General features: G+C 68.8%; 19 protein-coding genes. 16 read left to right on the top strand and 3 right to left on the bottom strand.

The genetic code is table 11. The features are described 5' to 3' along the window. The first annotated feature begins 38 nt into the window (after positions 1–38). Positions 39–1,490, top strand: coding sequence for an NAD-dependent succinate-semialdehyde dehydrogenase (locus VIS07_00725; GenBank protein HEY8514018.1), 1,452 nt, complete (start codon positions 39–41; stop codon positions 1,488–1,490). An 89-nt stretch (positions 1,491–1,579) separates the two neighbouring features. Next, entirely contained in the window at positions 1,580–2,257 is a 678-nt protein-coding gene (gene mtgA, locus VIS07_00720; GenBank protein ID HEY8514017.1) for a monofunctional biosynthetic peptidoglycan transglycosylase, read from the top strand. Between the two features lie 70 nt (positions 2,258–2,327). Here the strand turns inward: mtgA and VIS07_00715 are convergent, their stop codons facing one another. The 3 genes from VIS07_00715 to VIS07_00705 all read right to left on the bottom strand — a co-directional run bounded on the left by VIS07_00715 (position 2,328) and on the right by VIS07_00705 (position 4,847). After that, entirely contained in the window at positions 2,328–2,747 is a 420-nt protein-coding gene (locus VIS07_00715; GenBank protein HEY8514016.1) for a VOC family protein, read from the bottom strand. 89 nt (positions 2,748–2,836) lie between these two features. Next, positions 2,837–3,727 carry a non-homologous end-joining DNA ligase gene (gene ligD, locus VIS07_00710; GenBank protein HEY8514015.1) on the bottom strand — a complete coding sequence of 297 codons (891 nt, stop codon included), beginning with the start codon at positions 3,725–3,727 and terminating at the stop codon, positions 2,837–2,839. A 166-nt stretch (positions 3,728–3,893) separates the two neighbouring features. After that, positions 3,894–4,847 carry a Ku protein gene (locus VIS07_00705; protein ID HEY8514014.1) on the bottom strand — a complete coding sequence of 318 codons (954 nt, stop codon included), beginning with the start codon at positions 4,845–4,847 and terminating at the stop codon, positions 3,894–3,896. A gap of 375 nt (positions 4,848–5,222) precedes the next feature. Here VIS07_00705 and VIS07_00700 point away from each other — a divergent pair, with 375 nt between their 5' ends. Genes VIS07_00700 through VIS07_00635 form a run of 14 tightly spaced genes read left to right on the top strand, consistent with a single transcriptional unit; the run spans position 5,223 to position 18,684 of the window. Continuing rightward, positions 5,223–5,870, top strand: coding sequence for a cytochrome c3 family protein (locus VIS07_00700; GenBank protein ID HEY8514013.1), 648 nt, complete (start codon positions 5,223–5,225; stop codon positions 5,868–5,870). Positions 5,871–5,892: 22 nt separating this feature from the next. Continuing rightward, positions 5,893–8,865 (top strand): TAT-variant-translocated molybdopterin oxidoreductase, encoded by a 2,973-nt coding sequence (locus VIS07_00695; GenBank protein HEY8514012.1) that lies wholly within the window; start codon positions 5,893–5,895, stop codon positions 8,863–8,865. Further along, positions 8,862–10,271 (top strand): NrfD/PsrC family molybdoenzyme membrane anchor subunit, encoded by a 1,410-nt coding sequence (gene nrfD / locus VIS07_00690; GenBank protein ID HEY8514011.1) that lies wholly within the window; start codon positions 8,862–8,864, stop codon positions 10,269–10,271. The genes VIS07_00695 and nrfD overlap by 4 nt, the downstream gene beginning before the upstream one ends. Next, positions 10,268–10,819 carry a DUF3341 domain-containing protein gene (locus VIS07_00685; protein ID HEY8514010.1) on the top strand — a complete coding sequence of 184 codons (552 nt, stop codon included), beginning with the start codon at positions 10,268–10,270 and terminating at the stop codon, positions 10,817–10,819. Before nrfD ends, VIS07_00685 begins: the two co-directional genes overlap by 4 nt. After that, positions 10,809–11,423 carry a cytochrome c gene (locus VIS07_00680; GenBank protein ID HEY8514009.1) on the top strand — a complete coding sequence of 205 codons (615 nt, stop codon included), beginning with the start codon at positions 10,809–10,811 and terminating at the stop codon, positions 11,421–11,423. The genes VIS07_00685 and VIS07_00680 overlap by 11 nt, the downstream gene beginning before the upstream one ends. Position 11,424: 1 nt before the next feature. Beyond that, entirely contained in the window at positions 11,425–12,603 is a 1,179-nt protein-coding gene (locus tag VIS07_00675; GenBank protein ID HEY8514008.1) for a hypothetical protein, read from the top strand. Then, positions 12,600–13,187 carry a hypothetical protein gene (locus tag VIS07_00670; protein HEY8514007.1) on the top strand — a complete coding sequence of 196 codons (588 nt, stop codon included), beginning with the start codon at positions 12,600–12,602 and terminating at the stop codon, positions 13,185–13,187. Before VIS07_00675 ends, VIS07_00670 begins: the two co-directional genes overlap by 4 nt. 8 nt (positions 13,188–13,195) lie before the next feature. Then, positions 13,196–14,098 carry an SCO family protein gene (locus tag VIS07_00665; protein HEY8514006.1) on the top strand — a complete coding sequence of 301 codons (903 nt, stop codon included), beginning with the start codon at positions 13,196–13,198 and terminating at the stop codon, positions 14,096–14,098. Then, entirely contained in the window at positions 14,098–15,183 is a 1,086-nt protein-coding gene (coxB, locus tag VIS07_00660) for a cytochrome c oxidase subunit II (GenBank protein ID HEY8514005.1), read from the top strand. The genes VIS07_00665 and coxB overlap by 1 nt, the downstream gene beginning before the upstream one ends. Beyond that, on the top strand, positions 15,180–16,817 hold the full coding sequence (gene ctaD, locus VIS07_00655; GenBank protein ID HEY8514004.1) for a cytochrome c oxidase subunit I: 1,638 nt from the start codon (positions 15,180–15,182) through the stop codon (positions 16,815–16,817). The genes coxB and ctaD overlap by 4 nt, the downstream gene beginning before the upstream one ends. Continuing rightward, positions 16,810–17,469, top strand: coding sequence for a cytochrome c oxidase subunit 3 family protein (locus tag VIS07_00650; protein HEY8514003.1), 660 nt, complete (start codon positions 16,810–16,812; stop codon positions 17,467–17,469). The genes ctaD and VIS07_00650 overlap by 8 nt, the downstream gene beginning before the upstream one ends. Before the next feature lie 7 nt (positions 17,470–17,476). Next, a complete protein-coding gene (locus tag VIS07_00645) occupies positions 17,477–17,842 on the top strand; it encodes a cytochrome C oxidase subunit IV family protein (protein HEY8514002.1) in 366 nt (121 codons plus the stop codon). A 9-nt stretch (positions 17,843–17,851) separates the two neighbouring features. Then, positions 17,852–18,457 carry a hypothetical protein gene (locus tag VIS07_00640; protein ID HEY8514001.1) on the top strand — a complete coding sequence of 202 codons (606 nt, stop codon included), beginning with the start codon at positions 17,852–17,854 and terminating at the stop codon, positions 18,455–18,457. Beyond that, positions 18,454–18,684 (top strand): tetratricopeptide repeat protein, encoded by a 231-nt coding sequence (locus VIS07_00635; protein HEY8514000.1) that lies wholly within the window; start codon positions 18,454–18,456, stop codon positions 18,682–18,684. The genes VIS07_00640 and VIS07_00635 overlap by 4 nt, the downstream gene beginning before the upstream one ends. Positions 18,685–18,700: the final 16 nt, after the last annotated feature.

Below are 18,700 nucleotides of genomic sequence, written 5' to 3'. Positions count from 1 at the left end.
CCGGCCGATTTCTCCTTCAATCGGAGGTGGAGGACACGATGGGCACACGAGCGACGATCGATCTTCCCACCGGGCTCGCGATCGACGGCCAGTGGCGCGACGCCAGCGACGGTGCGCGCATCGAGGTGCGCGACCCCGCGACGGGCGAGCTGCTCGCCGAGGTCGCCGACGCGACCGTCGAGGACGGCCTCGCCGCGGTCGCGGCGGCGCACGCCGCGCAGCCGAAGTGGGCCGCGCGAGCGCCGCGCGAGCGCGCCGAGATCCTGCGCCGCACCTTCGAGCTCATGCTGCGCGACGCGGAGCGTATCGCGGAGCTGATCGTGCGCGAGAACGGCAAGCCGCTCGTGGAAGCGAAGGGCGAGGTCGGCTACGCGGCGGAGTTCTTCCGCTGGTTCTCGGAGGAGGCGGTGCGCAACCACGGCACGCTCGCCACCGCGCCGAGCGGTGCGAACCGCATCCTCGTCGTGCACCAGCCGATCGGCGTCGCGCTCTTGATCACGCCGTGGAACTTCCCGGCCGCGATGGCGACGCGCAAGATCGCGCCCGCGCTCGCGGCGGGCTGCGCGGTGATCCTGAAGCCCGCGACGCAGACGCCGCTCACCGCGCTCTACGTGCAGAAGCTGATGGAGGAGGCCGGCGTCCCGCCCGGCGTGGTCAACGTCATCCCGACCACGCGCACGTCGGAGGTGGTGAATGCGATCCTCGCCGACCCGCGCGTGCGCAAGCTGTCGTTCACGGGCTCGACCGCGGTCGGCAAGGTGCTGCTCGCCGAGGCCGCGAAGCGCGTCGTCAAGTGCTCGATGGAGCTCGGCGGCAACGCGCCGTTCGTCGTCTTCGCCGACGCCGACCTCGACGCCGCGATCGAGGGCGCGATGGTCGCGAAGATGCGCCACAACGCCGAGACCTGCACGGCGGCGAACCGCTTCTACGTCGAGCGTCCGATCGCCGAGGAGTTCGGACGGCGGCTCGCGCGCGCGATGTCGGCGGTGAAGGTCGGGCACGGGATGGAGGAGGGCGTGCAGCTCGGCCCGCTGATCGACCGCAAGTCGCGCGACAAGGTCGAGCGCCTCGTGCGGGCCGCGAAGGAGCACGGCGCGCGCGTCCTCACCGGCGGCGAGACGCCCGCGGGCGACGGCAACTTCTATCCGCCCACCGTGCTCGCCGACGTCGCACCGAACTCGCCGATCCTCGGCGAGGAGATCTTCGGCCCGGTCGCTCCGATCGTCGCCTTCGACACCGAGGAGGAGGCGATCCGGCTCGCGAACGCGAGCGAGCACGGGCTGATGGCCTACGTCTACACGCGCGACCTCGCGCGCGGGCTGCGGGTGTCCGAAGCGATCGAGTCCGGGATGGTCGGGCTCAACCGCGGGCTGGTGTCCGATCCGGCGGCGCCGTTCGGCGGCGTGAAGGAGAGCGGGGTGGGGCGCGAGGGCGGCCACCACGGGCTGCTCGAGTTCACCGAGACCAAGTACATCGCGACGTCGTGGTGACGCGCATGCGGTGACGCGCTTTGCCCCGGACGGCGCCTGGCGAAGCACGGGCGCTTGCGCCGGCGCGCGCGTTGCGCGATCGGGAGGGCGTGCTGCGGTGGCTGGGGCGCCTCCTGTTCGGGGCCTTGCTCGCGTCGGTCGCCGTCGTCGGGCTGTTTCGCTTCGTCGATCCGCCGCTCACGCCGCTGATGGTGATCCGCGCGGTGCAGGGCGCGCTCGACGGACGCTGGGTCGGCATCCAGCAGCGCTGGGTACCGCTCGAGGAGGTGAGCCCCGCGCTGCTGCGCGCGGTGATCGCGGCGGAGGACGCGCGCTTCTTCCAGCACCACGGCTTCGACTTCGAGGAGATCGAGCGCGCGCGCGCCTACAACGAGCGCCACGGCGGACGCCGCGTGCGCGGCGCGAGCACGATCAGCATGCAGACCGCGCGCAACGTCTTCCTGTGGCAGGACCGGACATGGGTCCGGAAGGGGCTCGAGGCGTACTTCACGCTGCTGATCGAGCTCCTGTGGAGCAAGCGGCGGATCCTCGAGGTGTACGTCAACGTCGCCGAGTGGGGCGACGGCGTGTACGGCGTCGAGGCGGCGGCGCAGAACGCGTTCGGCAAGCCGGCGGCGAAGCTCGGCGCGCGCGAGGCGTCGCTGCTCGCGGCCGTGCTGCCGTCGCCGCGGCGCTGGAGCGCGCGTACGCCGTCGAGCTACGTGCAGTCGCGCGCGGCGCGCATCGCGGCGCGCGCCGCACAGGTCGACCTGCGTCCGCTCGGCTAGCGGCCGCGGCGAGGGCAGCGGCGTTCCCTCGAGGACGCCGCGCCCACGCGCGCGTACGCGCTCGCGCGCGTCACCACACGCCGGTGTTTGGCATCGACTTCCACGGCTCGCGCGGCGGCAGCGCCTCGCCCTTCTGCAGGAGCTCGATCGAGATCTCGTCGGGCGAGCGGATGAACGCCATGCGGCCGTCGCGCGGCGGGCGGTTGATCGTCACGCCCGCGTCCATCAGCCGCTGACAGGTCGCGTAGATGTCGTCGACCTCGTACGCGATGTGGCCGAAGTTGCGCCCGCCGGTGAGCTTCTCGGGATCCCAGTTGTAGGTCAGCTCGATCTGCGCGGACTCGTCACCGGGCGCCGCGAGGAAGACCAGCGTGTAGCGCCCGGCCTCGTTCTCGTGGCGTCCGAGCTCCTTGAGCCCGAGCTTGTTGCAGTAGAAGTCGAGCGATTTCTCGAGGTCCGAGACTCGCACCATCGTGTGCAGGTACTTCATGTGCGACGTCTACCACGCACGGGCGACGAAGGGAGAGCGTCGGGCGTGGTGTCGGCGTGCAGGTGCGTTCGAGCGCGCGGCGCGCGCGCTCAAGGCGCGTTCGGCGGCAGCGTGACCTCGCTCGCGCGCTTGTCGTCGCGCAGCCCGAGGAACACCGGCTGACGCAGCTTCCGGTCCGCGGTCCACTCGGTGTAGGCGACCTGCGCGACCAGCTCCGGCCGCAGCCAGGTGATGCCGCGTCCGCGCGGCGGATCGGCGAATGCGGGCTTCGCGACGACGAGCGGCCGGAAGGCGCGCCACAGGCTCTCGAGGCGCGCCTCCGAGAAGCCGGTGCCGACCTTGCCGACGTACCATAGCTTGCCGTCGCGCCAGCCGCCGACGAGCAAGGCGCCGAAGCGCGAGCGCGCGCCCGACGGCTCGGTGTAGCCGCCGATCACGAACTCGTCCTCCTGCTTGACCTTGACCTTGAGCCAGCGCCGGCTGCGTCCCGAGACGTACGCCGAGCTCGCTTCCTTCGCGATCAGCCCTTCGAATCCCTTCTCCTTGGCGATGCGATGGGCGGTGAGACCGTTGGTCGCGAGACGACGCGCGGGAAAGATGCGCTCGCTGCCCTCGATCACCCGCTCGAGGATCTCGCGGCGCTCGGACAGCGGGCGATCGCGGAGGTCGTGCCCGTCGACGTAGAGGCAATCGAAGGCCGCGAAGACGACCGGCGCCTCGCCCTGCTGCAGGAGCTGGAAGCGTGACACGAGGTTCTCGTCGAACGCGACCGCTTCGCCGTCAAGCAAAAGCGTGCGCGGCCGGAGACGCGCGACGTCGTCGGCGATCGCACGGAACGACGCGGTGCGGTCGAGCCCGTTGCGCGACAGCAGAGTGACCTTCGCGCCCTCCTTGTAGGCGAGGATCCGGTAGCCGTCGTACTTCTCCTCGTAGACCCAGCCCGGCCGGTGGAAGGGCTCGTCGATCAGCGTCGCGAGCATCGGCTGCACGCGGAACGGGATCGTGTCGCCGTGCGACGCGTGCTCCTTGCTCGTCGCGGCGCGAGAGCGCGTCGATCGCGTCGTGCGGGCGCGTCCGGCGCCGCGTGGCTCGGGCGGCCCCTGCGAGCGACGCCGCGCGCGGGACCGGTCGACCGCCACGGTGCGCTCAGCCCGAGCGTCGCGAGCGCGCCGCGCGCGCCGACGTGGCGCGGCTCTTCGCTGCGCGTACCGGCGGCTTGCGCGTGCCGGCGCGCGTGGGCGTCGCGTCGTCGCCGCCCGCCACGGCCGCCGCGAGCGGCGCTTCGGCTTCCTCGCTGGCGGCGCGCGCGGGCGCGCGCTTCGGCGTCTTCGGCGCGGCGAGGCTCTGCTTGAGCGCCTCCATCAGGTCGATCACCTGCGCGCGCGGCTGCCGCTCGGGCACGGTGACGACCTCCTTGCCCTCGATCTTGCGCTCGATCATCTCGAGCGCCGCCTTGCGGTACTCGTCCTCGTACAGCTCGGGCTGGAACGCGTCGGTCGCGAGCTGATCGATGAGCTTGACGGCGAGGTCGACCTCGACGGGCTTGGTCACGACGTCCTCGCCCAGGTCGACGTCGTCGAAGCTGCGCACCTCGTCGGCGTAGAAGAGCGTGTGCAGCATGAGGCCGCGGTCGGTCTGGCGCAGCAGGACGAGCTGCTGCTTGCCACGCGTCGAGAAACGCGCCACGGCGCACTTGCCGCTTTCGCGCATCGCCGCGGTGAGCAGCTTGTACGGCTTGTTGCCGCCCTTGTCGGGACCGAGCAGGTACGCCTTGTCGAAGTACACTGGATCGACCTTCTCGATCGGCACGAACTGCTCGATCTCGATCGACTGGTCGCTCTTGATCTCAAGCGCGCGCAGCTCCTCGTCGGAGAGCACCGCGTACTCGCCCTTCGCGTACTCGTAGCCGCGCACCGTGTCGTCGCGATCGACGATCTCGCCGCACGCCGAGCAGACGTACTGCTGGCGCAGGCGCGCCTTGTCCTTCTTGTGCAGCATGTTGAAGGACAGCGACTTCGGACGCGTCGCGGGGTAGAGCTTCACCGGAACGGCGACGAGGCCGAAGCTGATGGTGCCCGATGCGATGGGCCTTGCGGCCATGGCTTCTCTCCTCACCCGTGGCTCGCAGCGTCAAACAACGGCATGCGCGACACGGCTCTCGCTTCCTCTTCTCGGTCGACCCGCGACGCGGGTTTACGACCGACGCAACCCGTCGAGCCTACTCCGATGCCTGTTTCGACGCCATCGTGCTGCACGTCGCGCGCTCGATGTGTATGCAGCGTCGCGCCGTTCGCGCCATGAGTTGTAAATGGATCTTATACATCGAATGCGTGAAAGGGGGCTTGTGCTTACGTTTCCTGAAGCTACAGTGGGCCAGGCATGGCGGCGGGAGCCCTCGGTCGATCGACGGCGCGTGGAGCGGTCGTGAAGTCCGTGCGGGCTTCGTGGAGAGCTGAGTAGCCGGAGCGAGGCGACGTGCAGGTCTTTCACCGCAGTACCAACGTCCTGGCGAGGTTCACCATCTTCGGTGGACTGTTCGTGGTCGGAGCGCTGGTCTACGCGCTCGCGCTCGTGAACCGCTCGCCATACGTCACTGGGCAAGGGATCCAGGTCGAGCAGCCGATCCAGTTCAGCCACAAGCACCACGTGGGCGAGCTCGGGATCGACTGTCGCTACTGTCACACCACGGTCGAGAAGCTCGCCTACGCGGGCATGCCGCCGACCAAGACCTGCATGAACTGCCACTCGCAGATCTGGGCGAACAGCGAGTACCTCGAGCCGGTTCGCGAGAGCTGGCGCACCAACGAGTCCCTCCGCTGGATCAAGGTCTACGACCTGCCCGAGTACGTCTACTTCGATCACAGCATCCACGTGAACAAGGGCGTCGGCTGTGCGTCGTGCCACGGACGCGTCGACCTGATGAACGCCGTCTCGCAGTACCCGACGCTGCAGATGGAGTGGTGCCTCGACTGCCACCGGGCGCCCGAGCGCCATCTGCGCCCACGCCAGTTCATTTTCAGCATGGACTATCAGCAGCCGCCGGACCAGCTCGCCCTCGGCGAGCAGCTCAAGAAGGAGTACGAGGTCGCGACGCGCGTCCAGTGCTCCGCGTGCCACCGGTGAGGAACGAAAGACGGTGTCCGTGATGGATGGACGGGATCCGGTGGCGCTGCAGCAGCGCCAGCAAGGCGGCCGCGCGTACTGGCGCGGTCTCGAGGAGCTCGCGCAGAGCGAGGAGTTCTTCGAGTGGCTGCGCGCCGAGTTCCCGCAGCAGGCGCAGGCTCTCGACCACGTCGACCGCCGACAGTTCCTGAAGCTGATGGGCGCGTCGATGGCGCTCGCGGGCCTCGGCGCCTGTACGCGGCAGCCGACCGAGGAAGTGGTGCCGTACGTCCGGCCGCCCGAGGAGCTCGTCCCCGGCGCGCCGGTGTACTTCGCGACCGCCATGCCGCTGCGCGGCACGGTGACGGGTCTCCTGGTCGAGAGCCACACGGGGCGTCCGACAAAGATCGAGGGGAATCCGCAGCACCCGGCGAGCCTCGGCGCGAGCGACCCGTGGTCGCAGGCCTCGGTGCTCCAGCTCTACGATCCGGACCGCGCGCAGGTCGTGCGCCGCGTCGACGAGATCCTGACCTGGGACGCGTTCGCGCAGGCGCTCACGACGGCGCTCGAGGCGCAGGCGGAGCGCGGCGGGGCAGGGCTGCGCATCCTCACCGAGACCGTCTCGTCGCCGACGCTCGCGGCCCAGCTCGAGGCGCTGCTCGAGCGCTTCCCGCAGGCGCGCTGGCACCAGTACGAGCCGCTCGCGGCGGACAACGAGGTCGCCGGCGCGCGACTCGCGTTCGGCACCGACGTCAACACGGTCTACAACTTCGATCGCGCGGACGTCGTGCTGTCGCTCGACGCGGACTTCCTGTCGTACGGCGGCGCCCACGTCCGCTACGCGCGTGACTTCATGACGAAGCGCCGCCTCACCGACGGCGCGCGCGACATGAACCGCCTCTACGTCGTGGAGAGCACGCCCTCGAACACCGGCGTCAAGGCGGATCAGCGTCTCACGCTGCGTCCGAGCCGGATCCCGGCGTTCGCGCGCGCGCTCGCTTCGGCGCTCGGCGTGCGGGTCGCGGCTCCGACCTTCGACGGCGAAGCGGCGACCTGGCTCGCGGCGGTGGTGCGCGACCTGCAGAGCCACCGCGGCCGCAGCATCGTGATCGCCGGCGACCAGCAGCCGCCCGAGGTGCACGCGCTGGCGCACGCGATCAACCACGCGCTCGGCAACGTCGGCAACACGGTGGTCTACACCGAGCCGGTCGTCGCGCGGCCCGAGCTGCAGCTCGCCTCGCTGCGCGAGCTGGTGAACGACATGAACGCCGGCAACGTCGAGCTGCTGCTGATCCTCGGCGGCAACCCGGTCTACGACGCGCCGGCCGATCTCGACTTCGCGGGCGCGCTCGACAAGGTGCCGATGCGCGTCCACCTCTCGCTCTACGACGACGAGACCTCGGCGCTCTGCCAGTGGCATCTGCCGGAGTCGCACTACCTCGAGTCGTGGAGCGACGGGCGCGCCTTCGACGGAACGGCGAGCATCATCCAGCCGCTGATCGCGCCGCTCTACGACACGCGCAGCGCGCACGAGGTGCTCGCGATGTGCCTCGGGCAGCGGCCGCGCGCGTACGACATCGTGCGCGACTACTGGAAGCGTCAGCGCGGCGGCCTCGACTTCGAGCGCTTCTGGACGCGCTCGCTGAACGACGGCCTGATCGCGGACAGCGCGGCGGCGCCGAAGCAGGTGTCGCTGCAGCCGTTCACCGCGTCGCTGCCGCCGCTTCCCGACGCGCAGGACGAGAACACGCTCGAGCTGCTGTTCCGTCCGGATCCGACGATCCTCGACGGTCGCTTCTCGAACATTGGCTGGCTGCAGGAGCTGCCGAAGCCGCTGACCAAGATCACCTGGGACAACGCCGTGCAGCTCGCGCCGCGCACGGCGCAGCGTCTCGGCGTCGAGAACGGCCAGGTCGTCGAGCTCGAGGTCGGCGGACGCAGCGTTCGCGGTCCGGTGTGGATCACGCCCGGGCAGGCGGACGGCGCCGTCTTGATCACCCTCGGCTACGGCCGCACGCGCGCCGGACGCGTCGGCAGCGGCTACGGCTTCAACGCCTACCTGCTGCGCACGACCGACGCGCCCGACATGGTGAGCGGCGTCGCCGTCAAGAAGACCGGCGACTGGTACCAGCTCGCCTGCACGCAGATGCACGGGCTGCTCGAAGGCCGTGACATCGTGCGCGTCGGGACGCTCGACGAGTACCGCGAGCACCCCGACTTCGCGCAGCACATGGGCGGTCACGTCCCCCCGCCGGACGAGACGATGTACGCCTGGGAGTACAAGGGCTACGCGTGGGGCATGGCCGTCGACATGCAGGCGTGCATCGGCTGCAACGCCTGCGTGGTGGCCTGCGTCGCCGAGAACAACATCGCGGTGGTGGGCAAGGAGCAGGTCGCGGTCGGACGCGAGATGCAGTGGATGCGCATCGACCGCTACTACGCGGGCAGCCCGGACGAGCCCGAGACCGTCTACCAGCCGATGTTCTGCCAGCACTGCGAGCTCGCGCCGTGCGAGGTCGTGTGCCCGGTGAACGCGACGGTGCACGACGACGAGGGGCTGAACGTGATGGTGTACAACCGTTGCGTCGGCACCCGCTACTGCTCGAACAACTGCCCCTACAAGGTTCGGCGCTTCAACTTCCTGCTTTACACGAATTACAGCGACCCGAGCCTCGCGCTGCAGCGCAACCCCGACGTCACGGTCCGCTCGCGCGGCGTGATGGAGAAGTGCACGTACTGCGTCCAGCGCATCAACTACGCGCGCATCCAGGCGAAGAAGGAAAACCGCAAGGTGCGTGACGGCGAGATCGTGACGGCGTGCCAGCAGGCGTGCCCGACCGATGCGCTGGTCTTCGGCGACGTCAACGACCCGAACAGCCGCGTCTCGAAGCTGAAGAAGGAAGGGCGCAACTACGCCGTGCTCGGCGACATCAACACCCGGCCGCGCACGACGTATCTCGCGGTGGTCCGCAACCCGAATCCCGAGCTCGCGGCGAAGCAGGAGACGGGCGCATGACGACGGAAACGCGTCCAAGCTACGGCGTCTCGCAGGTGCCGCCCGAGATCATCGGTCCGGGCCACACCTTCGAGTCGGTCACCGACAAGATCGCGTCGGTCGTCCTGACCAAGAAGACGCCGCGCGGCTGGATCATCGGCCTCGGGATCGCGTTCTCGCTGCTGATGCTCTTCCTGCTCTCCGTGAGCGTGCTGTTCGCTTACGGCACGGGCATCTGGGGCATCAACATCCCGGTCGGCTGGGGCTTCGCGATCGTCAACTTCGTCTGGTGGGTCGGTATCGCGCACGCCGGTACGCTGATCTCGGCGATCCTGCTGCTGCTCCGCCAGCCCTGGCGAACCTCGATCAACCGCTTCGCGGAGGCGATGACGCTGTTCGCCGTCGCTTGCGCGGGCATGTACCCGATCCTGCACCTCGGACGTCCGTGGCTCGCGTACTGGCTGCTGCCGTACCCGAACACGATGGGCATGTGGCCGAACTTTCGCAGCCCGCTGATGTTCGACGTGTTCGCGGTGTCGACCTACGCGACGGTGTCGTTCCTCTTCTGGTACACCGGCCTGATCCCCGACCTCGCGACGCTGCGTGATCGCTCGAAGAACTTCTTCGGGCAGCGGATCTACGGCCTCCTCGCGATGGGCTGGCGCGGCTCGGCGCGCCACTGGCAGCGCTACGAGACCGCGTACCTGCTGCTCGCGGGCCTCTCGACGCCGCTCGTCGTGTCCGTGCACACGATCGTCAGCTTCGACTTCGCGGTGTCGGTGATCCCCGGCTGGCACGCGACGATCTTCCCGCCGTACTTCGTCGCCGGCGCGATCTACTCCGGCTTCGCGATGGTGGTGACGCTCGCCATCCCGATCCGCCGCTACTACGGCCTCGAGGACTTCGTCACGCTGAAGCACCTCGACAACATGGGCCGCGTCATGCTCGCGACCGGTCTCATCGTGGCCTACGGCTACATGATGGAAGCGTTCATGGCCTGGTACAGCGGCAACGTCTACGAGCGCTACATGATCTGGGCCCGCCTCGGCGGACCGTTCGTGATCGCGTACTGGGCGCTGGTCGTCTGCAACGTCCTGATCCCGCAGCTGCTCTGGTTCAAGGGCATCCGCGCCAACCTGGCCGCGCTGTGGGTGATCTCGATCGTGGTCAACGTCGGCATGTGGCTCGAGCGCTACGTGATCGTCGTGACCAGCTTGTCGCGCGATTACCTGCCGTCGTCGTGGTTCTACTTCTCGCCGACGTTCTGGGATTGGTCGACCTACATCGGCACGCTCGGCCTGTTCTTCACGCTGCTCCTCCTCTTCATCCGTGTGCTGCCGATGATCTCGATCTTCGAGATGCGCACGCTCGTTCCTGCGGCTGAGCTGAAGGAGGAGCTGCACGACACCGTGGAGGGCTCGCGATGAAGGAACAGCATCCGTCGCGACCGCCGATCTACGGCCTGCTCGCGGAGTTCACGGATCCGAACGAGCTGATCGCCGCCATCCGTCAAGCACGCGGCGCGGGCTACCGCCGCATGGACGCCTACACGCCGTACCCGATCGAGGAGGTGGCGGAGGAGCTCGGCATCCACGGCAACCGTCTGCCGCTGATCGTGTTGATCGGCGGCCTCGCGGGCCTGGTCGGCGGCTACGCGCTGCAGTACTGGACGTCGGTCATCAACTACCCGCTGAACGTGGGTGGTCGACCGCTGAACAGCATCGTCTCCTTCATCCCGATCACGTTCGAGACGACCGTCCTCGCGGCGGCGATCTGCGCCGTCCTCGGCATGCTGGCGCTGAACGGGCTGCCGCAGCCCTACCATCCGGTGTTCAACGTGCCGCGATTCGCGCTCGCGAGCCGCGACCGCTTCTTCCTGTGCATCGAAGCGACCGACCCGATGTTCGATCGGGAGCTTACCCGTCGCTTCCTGGAGCGGCTCGTGCCGCGCTCGGTGTCCGAAGTTGAGCATTGACGCGAAAGCCGCGCTCGCTCGCCGCGGGCGCACGGCGCTGGTGCTGACCGTCGCGCTCGTCGCGCTCGCCGGCTGCCGCCAGGACATGCAAGACCAGCCGAAGCTCATGCCCGATGGCGCGAGCACGTTCTTCGCCGACGGGCGGGCCAACCGGCCGCGGGTTCCGGGAACGGTGGTGTACGGCTCGTTCCACGAGGATCCCGCGTACTACGAGGGCAAGGTCGACGGCCGTCCGGTGACCGAGATGCCGGTGCCCGTCACCCGCCAGCTCCTCGAGCGCGGGCGGGAGCGCTACGACATCTACTGCAGCCCCTGTCACGACCGTACCGGCGACGGCAACGGCATGATCGTGCAGCGTGGCTTCCGTCGTCCGCCGTCGTTCCACATCCCGCGTCTGCGCGAGGCGCCGGTCGGACACTTCTACGACGTCATCACGAATGGCTTCGGTGTGATGCTGAACTACAGCGCCCAGGTGCCGGTCGAGGACCGGTGGGCGATCGTCGCGTACATCCGCGCCCTGCAGCTGGCGCAGAACGCGACCGAGAACGACGTCCCGGCCGACGAGCGCGCGAAGCTCGCGGCGTCGACGGGGACGGGAGGCTGAGGTGGAGCTGCTTGCGAGCAAAGCCGCGCTCGATGCGGACCATCCCATCCATCGCATCCAGCGGACCGGGCTGGCGGTCGGCGTCATCGCGCTGGCCCTCAGCGTGATCGGCTGGTTCGTGACGCCCGAGCAGTTCTACCGCTCGTACCTGCTGGGCTACATGTTCTGGTTCGGGATCGCGCTCGGCTCGATGGCGATCCTGTTCATCCACCACATCGCGGGTGGCGCGTGGGGCGCGGTGATCCGCCGCGTCCTCGAGAGCTCGGTCGGCACGCTGCCGATCCTCGCGCTGTTCTTCCTGCCGATCGTCTTCGGCATGCACCACCTCTACGAGTGGACGCACGCCGCGGAGGTCGCGAAGGACCCCGTGCTGCAGGCGAAGTCGGCCTACCTGAACGAGCCGTTCTTCCTGATCCGTGCGGCGATCTACTTCGCCGTGTGGATCGCGCTCGCCACGTTCCTGCGCCGCTGGTCGATCGAGCAGGACACGAGCACGGATCCGCGGACGACGGTGCGGCTCGAGCTGCTGAGCCGTGGCGGTCTCGTGCTCTACGGCCTCACGGCGACCTTCGCCGCCGTCGACTGGATGATGTCGCTGCAGCCGCACTGGTTCTCGACCGTGTACGGGCTGCTCGTCATGGGCGGGCAGGGGCTCGCGGCGTTCGCGTTCGCGATCCCGCTCGCGGTGCTGCTGTCGCGCCAGCGCAATCTCTCGCCGTTCTTCGGCCCGGCGCAGTTCCACGATCTCGGCAACCTGATGCTCGCCTTCACGATGATCTGGGCGTACCTGAGCTTCTCGCAGCTCCTGATCATCTGGTCGGGCAATCTGCCGGAGGAGATCTCGTGGTACCTGCGGCGCTCGGAGCACGGCTGGCCGGTGGTCGGCTACGGGCTCGTCGTGTTCGGCTTCGTGCTGCCGTTCGCGATGCTGCTGTCGCGCCGCCGGAAGCGGACGGGCCAGAAGCTCGCGTTCGTCGCGCTGTGGGTGATCGCGATCCGCTTCGTCGACCTGTACTGGCTCGTCGTTCCTTCGTTTGACACCAGCGCGGTGCCGCACTGGCTCGACTTCGTCGTCGTGATCGGCATCGGCGGGATCTGGCTCTGGTACTTCGTGGGCCGCCTGCTGAGCCACCCGGTTCTGCCGCTGCGCGACCCGTCGCTCCCCGAGGTGGAGGCATGAGCACCGAGGCCACGCGGCGCGATCACCTGGAGATCGGGCGCGACCCCGAGGACCTGCAGGCTCTCGAGCAGGCCATCGCGGCCGGCCACGAGGAGGACGTCGTCCAGACGCGCCTGCTGAACCGCGCGTTGACCGTGGTCGTGGGACTGCTCGTGGTGGGCGGGGCGGTCGCGTACCTGATCCAGCCCTTGTTCACGGCGATGCAGGAGAAGGAGTACCCGCCGGCGAACCCGCTCGCCGCGACGTACGGCCGCAGCGAGCCGCCGGCGCCGCGCCTGCAGGTCGACCCGAAGCTCGACCTCTACGAGCATCGCCTCGCCGAGGAGCGGGTGCTGACCACCTACGGCTGGGTCGACCGCGAGAAGGGCATCGTTCGCATCCCGATCGAGCGCGCGATCGATCTGATCGTCGAGCGCGCGGCGCGGCCGGGGCCGCGGCCCGAGGGGCGCGCCGGCGTGGCGATCCAGGCGCAGCCGGAAGCACAGCCAGAGGCGCAGCCGGAGGCGGCTCCGGCGCCGGGCGAGGAGCCCGCTCCGCAGCCGGAGGAGAACGACGCGACCCGGCAGCCGGGAGGGACGCCGTGAGGCATGCGATGAGGCACAGCGAGCTGGTCGCTCTGGTTCTGCTCGCGTCCGTCGTCGCGGCCAGGCAGGCGAGCTCCGCCGAGTCGGCGCCGTTCGCGGGGCAGCCGTCGCGCGCGGTGCTGAAGCCGGGCGATGAGAGCTTTGGCTTGACGGCGAACGACCGTCCCGAGAGCCTGCGCGAGGTCGGCTTCGACCAGTATCTCGACGCCCAGGTGCCGCGCGACATCCGGCTGCGCGACGAGAACGGCCGCGAGGTGCGCCTCGGCGACTACCTTACCGACAAGCCGGTCATCCTGTCGCTCGCGTACTTCTCGTGCCCGATGCTGTGTGACCTCCACCAGCAGGGCCTCGCGAGCTCGCTCAAGCCGCTCTCGTTCTCCGCGGGCAAGGAGTTCGAGGTGCTGACGGTGAGCTTCGACCCGCGCGACACCCCCGAGGTGGCGCGCGAGAAGAAGCAGCACGTGCTCGCCCGTTACGACCGCGAGGGCGCGGCCGACGGCTGGCACTTCCTGACCGGCGACGCCGGCGAGATCGAGCGTCTCACGCGCGCCGTCGGCTTCCGCTACCAGTACGACGAGAAGCGTGGCGAGTTCGCGCACCCGGCCGGCCTGGTCATGCTCACTCCGGACGGGCGCATCGCACGCTACTTCTTCGGTCTCGAGTTCTCGCCGCGTGACCTGCGGCTCGGGCTGGTCGAGACCACGCAGCGCAAGATCGGCAACGTCGTCGATCAGGTGCTGCTGTTTTGCTTCCACTACGACCCCGCGATGGGGCGCTACTCCGCGGTCGCGCTGAACTCGGTGCGCGTCGCGGGCGCGCTGACCGTGCTCGCGTTGGTCGGATTGATCGGTGGCGCGCTGCTGCGCGAGGGCAGCCGGCGTCGCGCCGAGCGGCACGGGGCCTCCGCCTGATGATCGGCCGGTTTTCCCTGCTTCCCGAGCGCGCGTCGTCCCTGGCGGGCGACGTCGATGCTCTCTACTGGTTCCTCGTCGGCATCAGCCTGTTCTTCTCGGTGCTGATCGCCGTCGCGGTGGTGACGCTCGCGATCCGGTATCGCCGCAGCACCCAGCGTCAGGTCTTTCCGACCTGGGAGGGCATGCTGTGGCTCGAGATCACCTGGTCGGTGATCCCGCTCCTCATCGTGATGGGGGTCTTCTTCTGGAGCGCGCGCGTGTTCATCGCGCAGTACACGCCTCCGGACAACGCGCTCCAGGTCTACGTCGTCGGCAAGCAGTGGATGTGGAAGACGCAGCACGTCGAGGGCCGGCGCGAGATCAACGAGCTTCACGTCCCGGTCGGACGTCCGGTGCAGCTCATCATGACGTCCGAGGACGTCATCCACAGCTTCTTCATTCCGGCCTTCCGCGCGAAGCAGGACGTGGTGCCCGGCCGCTACACGACCATGTGGTTCGAGGCGACCAAGCCGGGCACCTACCACCTGTTCTGCGCCGAGTACTGCGGCAGCCAGCACTCGCGTATGATCGGCCAGGTGGTCGCGATGGATCCGGCCGAGTTCCAGATCTGGCTCTCCGGTGGCGGTGCGACGGCGGGCGACGCCGAGTCGATGGCGAGCGCGGGCAAGGCGCTGTTCGACCAGCTCGGCTGTGCGAGCTGCCACCAGCAGGCGAGCGGCTCCCGCGGCCCGAGCCTGGTCGGTCTCTTCAAGCGTGAGGTCGAGCTCGCCGACGGTCGCCGGGTGATCGCCGACGAGACCTACATTCGCGAGGCGATCGTCGATCCGCAGGCCTCGGTCGTCGCCGGCTACCAGCCGATCATGCCGACCTTCAAGGGTCTCGTCAGCGAGGAGGGCCTGCTGCAGATCATTGCCTACATCCGCTCGCTGCAGCCCGCGAGCGCCACGGAGCAGCCCGCCACGGGCGGCTCGCACGGCGCGGCGGAGGACAGCGAGGCGCGCGTCGACGACGCGGCGCCCGCGGCGGACGAAGTGCTCGCGGACGGCGCGCGCATCTCTGCGCCGGATCGGAGTGGCTCATGACGGAAGCAATCGTCGGCGACCGCCACGGCGGAAGCGCCGTCAATTACCTGAACGCGAACTACGGCATTCGCTCGTGGTTGCTCACCAAGGACCACAAGCGGATCGGCCTGCTGTACCTCGCGTCGGTCACCGCGTTGTTCGCGATCGGCGGCCTGGCCGCGCTGCTGGTCCGCCTCGAGCTGCTGACGCCAGCCGGCGACCTCGTCTCGGACGACACCTACAACAAGCTGTTCACGGCGCACGGCGTCGTGATGATCTTCTTCTTCCTCATCCCGGCGATCCCGGGCGTCATCGGCAACTTCCTGCTGCCGCTGATGATCGGGGCGCGTGACCTCGCATTCCCGCGCCTCAACTTGCTGAGCTGGTACGTCTTCAACGTCGCCGCGATCTTCGCCGCGTGGTCGCTGTTCACCGGCGGCGTCGACACCGGGTGGACGTTCTACACGCCGTACAGCACGATGTCGTCGAACACGAACGTGCTGTCGGCCGCGTTCGCGGGCTTCCTGAGCGGCTTCGCGTCGATCCTGACCGGTCTGAACTTCCTGGTCACGATCCACCGCATGCGCGCGCCCGGCCTCACCTGGGGCCGGCTGCCGCTGTTCGTCTGGGCGATGTACGCGACGAGCCTGATCATCATGCTCGGCACGCCGGTCATCGCCATCACGCTCGTGCTGATGATGGTCGAGCGCGCCTTCGGCCTCGGCATCTTCGACCCGGCGCTCGGCGGCGACCCGATCCTCTTCCAGCACCTGTTCTGGTTCTACTCGCACCCGGCGGTCTACATCATGATCCTGCCGGCGATGGGCGTGATCAGCGAGATCATCACCTGCTTCTCGCGCAACCGGATCTTCGGTTACTCGTTCATCGCGGGCTCGAGCATCGCGATCGCGCTGATCGGCTTCCTCGTGTGGGGCCATCACATGTTCGTCGCCGGGCAGTCGGTCAACGCGGGCCTGATCTTCTCGGTGCTGACCTTCCTGGTCGCGATCCCGTCGGCGGTGAAGGTCTTCAACTGGACCGCGACGCTCTACCGCGGCTCGGTGTGGCTGCAGGCGCCGATGCTGTACGCGCTCGGCTTCATCGGTCTGTTCACGATCGGCGGGCTCACGGGCGTGTTCCTCGGTGCGGCCGCCGTCGACGTCCACCTGCACGACACCTACTTCGTCGTCGCGCACTTCCACTACGTCATGGTGGGCGGCACGCTGATGGGCTACCTCGGCGCGCTCCACTACTGGTGGCCGAAGATCACCGGCAAGCTCTACTACGAGCCGCTCGCCAAGGTCGCTGCGGTGATCGTCTTCGTCGGCTTCAACCTGACGTTCTTCCCGCAGTTCCTGCTGGGCTACCTCGGGATGCCGCGGCGCTATCACGTGTATCCCGACGAGTTCCAGGTGCTGAACGTGTTCTCGACGGCCGGCGCGTCGATCCTCGGTCTCGGCTACCTGCTGCCGATCCTCTACTTGACGTGGTCGATGCGCTACGGGCGCAAGGCGGAGGACAACCACTGGGGTGCGGTCGGGCTCGAGTGGCAAGCTCCGTCTCCGCCGCCGACCGAGAACTTCCACGAGACTCCGGTCGTGACCGGCGAGCCGTACGACTACCGCGAGCCGGTGGAGGTACAGAAAGTTGCGTGACGCTGCCGTCGCGGCGACCGAGCCTTACGTCGCCCACCAGTTCGACGACGCGGAGCAGCAGTATGGCGCCGCGACGCTCGGAATGTGGTTCTTCATCGCGCAGGAGGTCGCGTTCTTCGGCGGCGCGCTCGCGGCCTTCGCGATCTACTTCTACATGTACCACGACGCCTTCGAGGCGGCGAGCAACCATCTCTCGCTCACCCTCGGGCTGGTCAACACCGTGGTGCTCATCTCGAGCAGCTTGACCATGGCGATGTCGGTGCACGCGGCGCAGATCGGCAGCGTGCGAGGGCAGATCGGCTGGCTGCTCGGCACGATCGTCCTGGGCTCGACCTTCCTCGGCATCAAGGCCTACGAGTACGCGCACAAGTTCCACGAGGGACTCGTTCCCGGCCCGATCTTCACCTACCAGGGACCGGACGCCGCGCAGCACGAGCTCTTCCTGTCGTTCTACTTCGTGCTGACCGGGCTGCACGCGATCCACATGATCATCGGCATCGGCATCCTCGCCGTGCTGGTCGTGCTCGCCTGGAAGCGTTGGTTCGGCCCGGGCTACTACACGCCGGTCGAGATCAGCGGCCTCTACTGGCACTTCGTCGACCTGGTGTGGATCTTCCTGTTCCCGCTGCTCTACCTGCTCGGACGGCACTGAGGGTCGCATGTCGCACGAAGCCGAGGTTTCGGTTCGCACCTACGTGATGGTCTTCCTCGCCCTGATGGGGTTGACCGTCGTCACGGTGCTGGTCGCGCACGTCGACCTGGGCGACGGCAACATCGTCGTGGCGCTCGCGGTCGCGATCACCAAGGCAGCGCTGGTCGTCGCGTACTTCATGCACTTGCGCTACGGCCAGAACATGTCGCGCGCCGCGCTCTTCGCGGGAATCGTCGCGGTCTTCATCTTGATCGCGATCTCGCTCGACGACGTCATGACGCGCACGACCAAGACCTTCCAGCCGTTCTACGGCGCCCTCGACGGCCGGCGGCCCCCCGGCGCTCCGGTTCCCCCGCCGCCGCCGATGGAGTAAACCAGCGGAATGGCCGAGCGAGACATCTGGGAGGACCGGCGGCGGTCCTACGAGGCGGAGTACTTCCAGCGCCGCGAGCGCGAGCTGATCGAGAAGATGCGCGAGCGCGCGCGCCGCGAGAAGGAGCGTCAAGAGCTCGCCGAGCGCGCCGGCGTCGCCGACGAGGAGATCCTGCGGCAGCTCGAGGAGCTGGGCTACACGCGCGACACCGTCACGCTGGTGCACCTCGTGCCGCTGCTGCACGTCGCCTGGATCGACGGCCGCGTCAGCGACGCGGAGCGCGAGCGCATCCTCGAGGTGGCGCGCATCCGCGGCGTCGAGCCGGGGAGCGAGGCGTACCGCCAGCTCGAGGGCTGGCTCGAGCGCCGTCCCGCGGAGGGCTTCTTCGAGGACACGCTGCGGCTGATCGGCGACCTGCTGCAGGCGCTGCCCGACGAGGAGCGTGAGCGCAGCCGCCAGGATCTGGTCGAGTACAGCGCGGCGATCGCGCGCGCCTCGGGCGGGATCCTCGGCATCGGCAGCAAGGTGTCGCGCGAGGAGCGCGAGCTGCTCGATCGCATCGCCCGCGAGATCGAGCAGGCGCACGGCGGCGCGACCAAGCAGGTGATCCGCTGAGCGGGCTTCGTCTCCTCGTCGTCCTGCTCGCGCTCGCAGCCCCGCTCGCGGGTTGCGCGCGCAACGGCGCCAGCGAGCTCCTCGAGACGGCGCGTCTCGAGGAGGTGCAGCGCAACCTGCCGCACGCGCGCAAGCTCTACGCCGAGATCCTCGAGCGCTACCCGGACTCGAAGGAAGCCGCCGAGGCGCGGGCGCGTCTCGCGGCGCTCGACGAGCAGCAGAAGTAGCGCGCACCGCTCGGCG

The organism is Candidatus Binatia bacterium, from assembly GCA_036563615.1.
In the GTDB taxonomy this organism is placed as follows: domain Bacteria; phylum Desulfobacterota; class Binatia; order UBA12015; family UBA12015; genus DATCMB01.
This window is presented reverse-complemented; position numbering and strand designations above follow the sequence as displayed.